The organism is Gulosibacter sediminis (genome assembly GCF_023370115.1).
Lineage (GTDB): Bacteria > Actinomycetota > Actinomycetes > Actinomycetales > Microbacteriaceae > Gulosibacter > Gulosibacter sediminis_A.
The window spans coordinates 1653889-1662458 of record NZ_CP097160.1 but is presented as its reverse complement, the minus strand read 5'-3'; the positions used below and the strand labels follow the sequence as shown (position 1 = coordinate 1662458).

Annotated in this window: 10 protein-coding genes and 1 pseudogene; 6 read left to right on the top strand and 5 right to left on the bottom strand. The window is 67.3% G+C overall.

What is annotated here, in order from left to right; all coding sequences use genetic code 11:
• Positions 1 to 142 precede the first annotated feature (142 nt).
• The gene (locus tag M3M28_RS07720) at positions 143 to 376 is read left to right on the top strand and encodes a hypothetical protein (RefSeq protein ID WP_249385921.1); all 234 of its coding nucleotides are present in this window, start codon (positions 143 to 145) and stop codon (positions 374 to 376) included.
• A gap of 12 nt (positions 377 to 388) precedes the next feature.
• Here the strand turns inward: M3M28_RS07720 and M3M28_RS07715 are convergent, their stop codons facing one another.
• Positions 389 to 1291, bottom strand: a complete 903-nt coding sequence (locus M3M28_RS07715; protein WP_249385920.1) for a restriction endonuclease — start codon at positions 1289 to 1291, stop codon at positions 389 to 391.
• A 319-nt stretch (positions 1292 to 1610) separates the two neighbouring features.
• Between M3M28_RS07715 and M3M28_RS07710 the strand changes: the two are divergent.
• From M3M28_RS07710 to M3M28_RS07690, 5 genes and pseudogenes are all read left to right on the top strand, one after another.
• A pseudogene (locus tag M3M28_RS07710) lies at positions 1611 to 2778 on the top strand (NAD(P)-dependent malic enzyme); the annotation flags it as partial.
• Between the two features lie 116 nt (positions 2779 to 2894).
• Positions 2895 to 3416 (top strand): dihydrofolate reductase family protein, encoded by a 522-nt coding sequence (locus M3M28_RS07705; RefSeq protein WP_249385919.1) that lies wholly within the window; start codon positions 2895 to 2897, stop codon positions 3414 to 3416.
• Positions 3417 to 3428: 12 nt separating this feature from the next.
• On the top strand, positions 3429 to 4172 hold the full coding sequence (locus M3M28_RS07700; RefSeq protein WP_249385918.1) for a MerR family transcriptional regulator: 744 nt from the start codon (positions 3429 to 3431) through the stop codon (positions 4170 to 4172).
• 34 nt (positions 4173 to 4206) lie between these two features.
• A complete protein-coding gene (locus M3M28_RS07695; RefSeq protein WP_249385917.1) occupies positions 4207 to 4773 on the top strand; it encodes a small multidrug efflux protein in 567 nt (188 codons plus the stop codon).
• Between the two features lie 43 nt (positions 4774 to 4816).
• Positions 4817 to 5194 carry a DUF4870 domain-containing protein gene (locus M3M28_RS07690; RefSeq protein WP_249385916.1) on the top strand — a complete coding sequence of 126 codons (378 nt, stop codon included), beginning with the start codon at positions 4817 to 4819 and terminating at the stop codon, positions 5192 to 5194.
• Positions 5195 to 5220: 26 nt separating this feature from the next.
• Here M3M28_RS07690 and M3M28_RS07685 read toward each other — a convergent pair whose 3' ends face one another.
• The 4 genes from M3M28_RS07685 to phnC are packed head-to-tail and all read right to left on the bottom strand — an operon-like array spanning position 5221 to position 8552.
• Positions 5221 to 6096, bottom strand: coding sequence for a MurR/RpiR family transcriptional regulator (locus M3M28_RS07685; RefSeq protein WP_249385915.1), 876 nt, complete (start codon positions 6094 to 6096; stop codon positions 5221 to 5223).
• Positions 6074 to 6892, bottom strand: coding sequence for a phosphonate ABC transporter, permease protein PhnE (gene phnE, locus M3M28_RS07680; RefSeq protein WP_249385914.1), 819 nt, complete (start codon positions 6890 to 6892; stop codon positions 6074 to 6076). Before phnE (M3M28_RS07680) ends, M3M28_RS07685 begins: the two co-directional genes overlap by 23 nt.
• Positions 6889 to 7728: a phosphonate ABC transporter, permease protein PhnE gene (phnE, locus tag M3M28_RS07675; protein WP_249385913.1), complete on the bottom strand. Its 840-nt coding sequence runs from the start codon at positions 7726 to 7728 to the stop codon at positions 6889 to 6891. Before phnE (M3M28_RS07675) ends, phnE (M3M28_RS07680) begins: the two co-directional genes overlap by 4 nt.
• Positions 7725 to 8552, bottom strand: coding sequence for a phosphonate ABC transporter ATP-binding protein (gene phnC / locus M3M28_RS07670; protein WP_249385912.1), 828 nt, complete (start codon positions 8550 to 8552; stop codon positions 7725 to 7727). The genes phnE (M3M28_RS07675) and phnC overlap by 4 nt, the downstream gene beginning before the upstream one ends.
• Positions 8553 to 8570 lie beyond the last annotated feature (18 nt).

Genomic DNA, 8570 nt, shown 5'->3' with positions numbered 1-8570 from the left:
GAACCAGGCGAGTCTGCTGACACCGGCGAGTTCGCGCCCGAGGACCTCAACGGCCGCTGGTGCGCTGCGCCCGATAGCCCGATAGCCCGATAGCCCGATAGCCCGATAGCCCGATAGCCCGATCGACGACGGCTGCATCACGGTGGAGTGGCCGAACCCGACCTTTCATTCAGGCGCGCAGGCGGTGACGCGCGAGGTCTTGAATGACAGCGCTGAAGGCTGTGTCGTGATCTCGCAGGGCGATGCGCCGTTCGGTGATTTCTGCGTGGCAGGAACCGAGCTGCCCGTGCCCGACGAAAACTTTACGGGCGCCGACTATCCCGATCAGGACCGCATTTGGAACTCGCAGACGGGGTGGATGTACGTGCGCGAGTGAATTGCGGTTGGATCATTGCTCGAAAAAGTCCTCGTCGACACGAACGATATTGACCGTGCTCTTCACCTGAACACCCACACCAAACCGGATCATGAGGCTTGTCAACCGCTGCCCGTCGATCAGGATGATTCGCGTGGGCACTGCGTCCGCATATTCCAACGCACCTCGGCTAAACCGGCCGGTAGTAATGAACACACCGCCGTCAGCTTTACCGCTCAGGGCGCCGACGAAGGCCTGGATCTCTGGCCGCTGAACCGAGTTGTCTGAGGAATAGCGTTTGGCCTGCACGTAAACACGGTTGAGTCCGAGGGTGTCTTGGTCGATGACCCCGTCGATGCCGCCGTCATTTGATTGACGTGTCACGGCAGCGCGCCCCTCGGTGCCGCCATAGCCCATGGCAACCAGAAGTTTTACCACCGCTTCCTCGAAGAAAGTGGGCGACTTGGACTGCAGGCGTGACAGCAAGTCAGCGGCAACTTCATCGCGGATTTGCTGGATACCTTGGTCGATAATCTCTTCTGGATCGACTGAGCTATCGAGCTCGGCATTTTCCGAAGCGTTCTTCGTCACGACGGTGGCCGAGGGAGTCCGACCGTTGTAGCCAGTTTCTTCGGTCACGATGTCTTTCGTTACGACCGCATGCTTGGCGAGAAGTGACCGGCCCAAATCAGTAATTTGATACCGCGCCCGTTGCGGACGTTCCAACGCGCCGGCGATAACCAAATGGGACATAGCCCAGCCGATTCGGTTCTCGAACATGGGCATCCCAGTTGCAAGTACGATGCTGCGGTCTTCCTGCGTCAGCCCCACAGAATCGGCTGCCTTCTCGACCAGCTCACGTCGGGTCAAAACTCCGCCATCGCGTAATACCCGAAGGATTGGGTCCAGGAATTCGTGCCACTTGCGCATCGTCATTGAAATGTTAGCCTTTCCGGCTTGTTGGAGCTGCGGCTAGATTAGCGAAGTTCAGGGTCTGGGCGCGTTCGACAGTCGTGAGCTTTAACCGCGGTCCACACATCACATGCCCACGAAACCCCCCACCTACCGTGTTTGATCGAAGTGGCAGACAACCTCTGCAACGACCACTCCTTGCTGGCCCCTCGCTTCCGAACCGTCCCACAACGACACTCTCGGTCACCCTTCTTGGACGATCGCGCATCCGGCCGTACCGCACTGGCGCGCGACCCTGGTTGTTGCTGCGTCAGCGCATCATACGCAGAAAGTACACCGACGTATGACGACAACGCCCGACCACCTCGCCGCCATCAGCGAGGCCGAGATCTCCCAGCTCCACGAGGGCGGCAAGCTCTCGGTTGAGCTGAAGCACCCGCTCGAGACGAAGCGCGATCTGTCGATCGCCGACACGCCCGGCGTCGCCCAGGTGAGCCGTGCCATCGCTGAAGACCCGGCAATCGCGAAGACGCACACATCGGCGTCGCGACTGGTTGCGGTCATCTCTGACGGCAGCTCCGTGCTGGGCCTCGGCAACATCGGCCCGAGCGACTCGCTGCCGGTCATGGAGGGCAAGAGCGCCCTGTTTAAGAACTTCGGCGGGCTCGACTCGATTCCGATCTTGCTCGACACCGGCGATGTTGACGAGATCGTCGACACTGTCGTGCGCATTGCCCCGAGCTTCGGCGCGGTCAACCTTGAGGACATCTCGGCGCCGCGATACTTCGAAATCGAGCAACGCCTCATTGAGGCGCTAGACATGTCGATCATGCACGATGACCAGCACGGCACGGCGGTCGTCGTACTCGCGGCGCTCATCAACGCCGTCAAGGTCGTGGGCAAACAGCTCGAGCAGCTCAAGGTCGTGATCTCGGGCGCGGCGGGCGTTGCCGTCACCGACATCCTGCATGCCGTGGGTGTGCGCGATGTCGTCGTGCTCGACTCGCGCGGCATCATCTCGACCGGGCGCGACAACCTCCCGCAGCACAAGGCGGAGCTCGCGATCCGCACCAACCCGCGCGGACTGCAGGGCGGCACGGCGGATGCGCTCGACGGCACCGATGCCCTCATCGGCCTCTCATCGGCCTCTCGTCGGGCAAGATCGAGCTCTAGATTGCCCGCACCATGACCGAGGGCGCGAGCGTCTTCGCCCTCTCGAACCCCGACCCCGGGATCACCCCGGTCGAGGCGAGTACCTTCGCCTCGACCGTCGCGACAGGGCGCAGCGACTACCGAACCAGATCAACAATGTGCTCGCGTTCCCTGGCATCTTCCGAGGTGACCTCGACTCGGGTGCGCGCCGCATCACCACTGAGATGAAGGTTGCGGCCGCCGAGGCAATCGCCGAGCTCGTGGGCGATGACCTCGCGGCTGACTACATCGTGCCGAGCCCACGGGATGCGCGGGTCGCGCCGGGCGTGGCGGATGCGGTCGCGCGGGTTGCGTCGCTCGTCGGCGTCGCGGACCAAAGCAAGACGCCAATCGCCGGTCACGGGCACTCGCTCGCGGCCGGCGATGCGCATCCGGTTGCCCGGGTACGTCAAGCCTGGCGCGACACAATGCCCGCATGACCACCCACTTCTACACGGCCACGAGTCTCGACGGTTTCATCGCGACGCCCGAGCACTCGCTCGACTGGTTGTTGAAGCAGGACTTCGACGAGCACGGGCCGATGACGTACCTCGAGTTCATCAAGGGCGTCGGTGCGATCGCGATGGGCTCCACGACCTACGAGTGGATGCTCGACCACGACGAAACGTGGTCGTACGAGCAGCCGACCTGGGTGTTCACGCACCGTGAGCTGCCGACGCCCGAGGGCGCCGACGTGCGCTTTACGCAGGCGAGCATCCCCGCCGTGCATGCCGAGATGACCGACACGGCGGGGCAACGCGACCTCTGGGTGGTCGGCGGCGGCGACCTTGCCGGGCAGTTCGCCGACGCGGGCCTGCTCGATGAGGTCTGGCTGCAATACGCGCCGGTAACCCTCGGCGCGGGCGCACCCGTGCTGCCGCGCGAGCTCGACCTCGAGCTGCTCGACTTCGCCCGCAACCGCGACTTTCTGTGCGGCCACTATCGGGTCATCAAGTAGGGACGACCCCGCATGGCGTGGAGCACGAAACAGCTCGCCGACCTCGCGGGCACCACCGTCAACACGGTGCGGCACTATCACCGGCTCGGCCTGCTCGCGGAGCCCGATCGGCTTGGTAATGGCTACAAGCAATACAACGTGCACCATCTCGTGCGGCTGCTGCGCATCCGCCGCCTCGCCGACCTCGGCGTGCCGCTCGGCGACGCGGCCGAGCTGCTCGAACAGGACGAGGCCTCGCCCGAGGCGCTCGAAGCTCTCGACCGCGAACTCGCGAAGCAGATCGAGCAACTCCAGCGCGCCCGCTCGGCGATCTCGGCGTTGCGGGCGGGCAACGCGCCGGCGCACATCCCCGAGGGATTCGAGTCGGTCGCGTCACGATTGTCAGAGGCCGATCGGTCGATCATTCAGATTTCGGCGCAGCTCTACGACGCCGAGGCGATGCGCGATCTCAGGGAGATGGTCGAGGCCGGTCGGGACAACGCCGAGTACGACGGGCTCGCCGAAGACGCCGACGAGGCGACCCGGCAGCGGCTCGCAGAAGAACTCGCGCCAGAGATGGCGGCGCAATTTACCGACTATCCGTGGCTCATCGATCAGGCGGCGCATCGGCCACGGGGAGAGCGCCTCACGCAAGAGACGTTCATTCGCGCCGCCCTCGCGCTCTACAACGACGCGCAGCGCGACGTGATCGGCCGGGCTGCCGTGATCGCGGTCGAACAGCTTGCGCGAGAAAAGGCCGAGCGAGACGGGGCTTGACTCTGTGCTAACAACATAGTTTCTACTCGTCTGCATGAACCCCGTCGCAGACCTCGTCGTCCGTTTCCAGGAGCTCGTCGCCCAGGTGCCCGAGCTCATCCAGCCGCTCATCGTCGCCGTTGCCGCGCTCGTGCCCTTCATCGAGGGCGAGGGCGCCGCCTCCATCGGCATCGTCGGCGGCATCCACCCCGCCTGGGCCGCGCTCGCCGGCATCATCGGCAACTTCGCGATCGTGACGCTCGTCGTGCTCATCACCTCGCGGGTGCGCGAGGGCGCGAAGGCCCGCAGCGCGCAGCGCCAGGCCGTTGCGGTCGGTGCGCCCGGCGTGCCGGCCACCGCGGCGGATGCGCCGGGCGGGTCCGCCGCCGAGCCCGAGTCGAAGGGGCGTCAGCGCTTCCGGATGTGGGTGAACCGCTTCGGCGTCCCCGGCGCGAGCCTGCTCGGACCGCTCGCGATTCCGACCCACTTCACCGCCGCGATGCTCGTCGGCATGGGCGCGAAGCGTGGCTGGGTGCTGCTCTGGCAGGGCATTGCGATCGTGCTCTGGACCGTCGCGCTCACGCTGCTCATTACCGGCGTCACGACCTTCGTGCTGCGGTAACGAGATTCAGCGCCCGCGCCGCCGAAGCTGCGAGAATGGCGGCATGACGCAGCAGCCTCAGAATGTTTCGACCCAGGCCCGTGGCGCGGCGGTGCTCGCGCACCTCTCGGCGCCGATCGCGGCGATCGTGTCGGCAGGTTGGCTCGCGATCGTCGGCCCGCTCGTCGTGTGGCTGTTCTCGCGCAACAACTCGCAGTTCGTGCGCATCGCCGCCGCCGGCGCGTTCAACTTTCAGATCTCGGCGTGGGTGATGTCGGTGCTCGGGTGGATCCTCTGCTTCACCGTGATCCTGCTGCCGATCGGCATCCTGCTCATCGTGCTCGGCAACCTGCTCACCTTCATCCTCGGCATCTGGGGCGCCGTACGCACCTCGGGCGGCTACCAGTACAAGTACCCCTGGCAGATCCCGATCCTGCACTAGACCTCGGCGCCGCCGGGTGGCCGCGCCTACTCGTGTAGCCCGCCGCCGAGCATCGAGACCGCCGCGGCCTGCGCGTCGCGGCCGCGATCGCCGCGGTGGGCGATGAGTTGATCGACGAGCTGCTCGGTGAGCAGCATGAGCGCGGCGCGCGAGGTGTGAATCAGTTCGTCTTGGAACGACTCGTTGATCGGCGGCACGACGAGCACGACGTCGGCCTCGTCGGCGAGCACCGAACGCGCGAACGAGGTGATCGCGAGCACCCGCGCGCCGCTCGCCTTCGCGGCCCGCATCGCCTCGAGCGTCGAGCGGTTCGCGCCCGAGCCCGAGAGTACGACGCAGACCGAGCCGGCGCCGAGGAGCCGCGCCGAGATCTGCTGCGACATCGAGTCCATGAGCATCTCGGCGGGGCGACCGGCCGAGTTGAGGCGCAGCACGAGGTCGAGGCCGAGCGACGACGAGAGCCCGTTCGCGATGACGAGCACGCGTTCGGCTTCGTCGAGCCCGCGCACGAACGCGCCCACCGACTCCTCGGTGAGCGCCGACACCGTGTGGCCGAGCCGCGCGCCGAAGCGCTGCACACCCGCGCGCACCGAGCCGACGAGCGTGCCGTCGCCAGCATCCTCACCCGCGGCGTCGCGCGCCGAGCCCTCGAGCGCGAGCTCCTGCGCAAGGGCGACGCGCAGCTGCGGATAGCCCTCGTAGCCGAGCGACTGCGCGGCGCGAATCACGGTCGTGCGGCCGACGCCCACCGCATCCGCGAGCTCCTGCGCGGTGCGCTCGACCGCGCCGCTGCGGTCGGCGACGATCGCCTCGGCGACCCGTCGCTCGCCAGGCTGCAGCGAGGGCGACAGCGACCCGATGCGCGCCGACGGCGGTGCGTCAGACGACCCTTGCCAGCTCACGTGACCGCGCTCCCTCCATGATGCGGCGGCGAATCGCGCCCGAGATCGCGTCGACGATCATCGTCGCGACAATCACGACGATCAGCAGCATGCCGACCGTGTCCCACTGCCGATAGTTCGTGTAATTCGAGAGCATACTGCCGATGCCGCCCGCGCCGACGAGGCCGAGCACGGCAGAGGTGCGGATGTTGATCTCGAAGCGGTAGAGCGCGAACGACATGAGCGCGGGGGCGACAGCGGGCCAGAGCGCCCAGCGGGTCACCTCGGCGGTCGAGCCGCCGGCCGCGCGCACCGCCTCGGATGCGCCCTCCTGCGCCGACTCGATCGTCTCGTAGACCCACTTGCCCTGCGTGCCGATGCCGGCGATGCCGAGCGCGAGCGCGCCGGTGAACGGCGTGAGGCCGGTGACGGTGAGCAGGATGATCGCGATGATCACCTCGGGCACGGCGCGGATGACGGCGAAGATCGCACGCAGCACGGCGCGCAGCCACGCCGGGCCGACGCCGCGCGCGGCGAGCATGCCAAGCGGCACCGACACGACGACGCAGAGGATCGCACCGAGCCAGGCCATCGAAATCGACCGCCACATTTCGGTGAGCGCGCGCGGCAGCTTCTCCCAGTTCGGCGACGAGAACATGAGCTGCAGGTAGTTCGCGACGCTCGCGGGGATCTCGGGCAGGTCGCTCCACTGAATCTGGAGGCCGGCCGCCGAAGCGAGGATGATGAGGCCAGCGACGATCGCGAACACCGTCGACCAGCGGCGCGGCGGGCGCTGGGGGAGCGCAAGCGCGGTCATGTGAGCCTCCTTCGCAGCGCGTTCGAGCAGAGCTCGATGAGCACGACGACAACAAGAATTTCGAGGATGATCACCGAGACGTCCTCATAGGCGTAGAAGCCGCGGCGCTCGTCGAGCAGGCGACCGATGCCGCCGGCGCCGACGATGCCGAGGATCGCCGAGATGCGCACGTTGAGCTCGAGCGTGTAGAGCCACTGGTTCGCGAACAGCGGCCAGGTCTGGGGCAGCGCCGTGACGCGGTTGATCTGCAGCTGGCTGCCCCCGGCGGCGCGGCCGGCCTCCATGTAGCCGTGGTCGGCCGAATCGATCGCCTCCGACACGAGCTTCACGACGATGCCGAGGTCGAACAGGAACAGTGTGAGCAGACCGGGCAGCGCGCCGACGCCGACCATCGCCACGAGCACGGTCGCGTAGACGAGGTCGGGCACCGAGCGCACGATGTTGATGATGGTGCGCACGACGCCGCGGCCGAACGAGTTCGGGTTCGTCGGCTTCGCGGCCCAGAGTGTGAGCGGCACCGAGACGATCGCGGCGACGAAGGCGCCGACGATCGCCATCTGCAGCGTTTCGAGCATCGGCTGCACCGTGCGCGGCAGGAACTCGAAGTTCGGCTGCAGCAGCTGCACAAGCTTGTCGGCGCCGTTGCGCCAGTTGCGCACGATCGCGCCGAGGTCGAGCTCGACGCCGCCGATGGCGGGGATGCACGTGGCGACAGTCATCGCGACGAGCGCGAGCACGATAAGCGCGGTGCGCACGCGGTTGCGCGGCCGCGGCGGCACCTGCAGCTCGCCCGAGCCGCCGCGCTCGGTCGCGCGCAGTGAGGTGTCGACGCTCATTCCGCCCGGCCCATCACGTCGCGAGCCTGAATCGGGCGTCCGTAGATCTCCTCGAAGTCGGCGTCGCTCGCGTCGCCGGCCGGGCCGTCATAGACGATCTCGCCCGCGCGCAGGCCGATCATGCGCGTCGTGTACTGGCGCGCGAGGTCCATGAGGTGGATGTTCACGAGCACGGTGAGGCCACGCTCGCGGTTGATGCGCCGCAGGTCACCCATGACCGCGTGCGCGGTGGGCGGGTCGAGGCTCGCGACCGGCTCGTCGGCGAGCATGACGCTCGGCTCTTGCGTGAGCGCCCGGGCGATCGCGACGCGCTGCTTCTGCCCGCCCGAGAGCGCGCCGCCGCGCGCCCAAACTTTTTCGAGCATCCCGACCGAGTCGAGCGCGCGCAGCGCGAGCTCGCGGTCCTCGGCCGAGGGGAGGCCGAGGAGGGTGCGCCAGCCCGGCGAGTGCGCGAAGCGGCCGACGAGCACGTTGTGGAATACGTCGGTGCGCTCGGCGAGGTTGAAGCCCTGGAAGATCATGCCGACATGGCCGCGCACCTCGCGCAGCGCGCGGCCGCGCAGGCCGGTCACGGTGTGCGGGCCGACCGTGACGGTGCCCGAGCTCGCTTCGACGAGCCCGTTGATCGTGCGGATCAGCGTCGACTTGCCCGAGCCCGAAAGCCCGACGATCGACACCATTTCGCCCGGCGCCACCCGCAGCGACACGTCGCGCAGCGCGCGGGTGCCGTTCGGGTAGGTGACCGAGACCTGGTCGAGTGCTACGTGCCACGACGTGGAGGCCGGGGCGAGCCCGGCCTCCACGCGGCCTGCATCAGTGTGCATGCGGATGTGCCCTAGGGG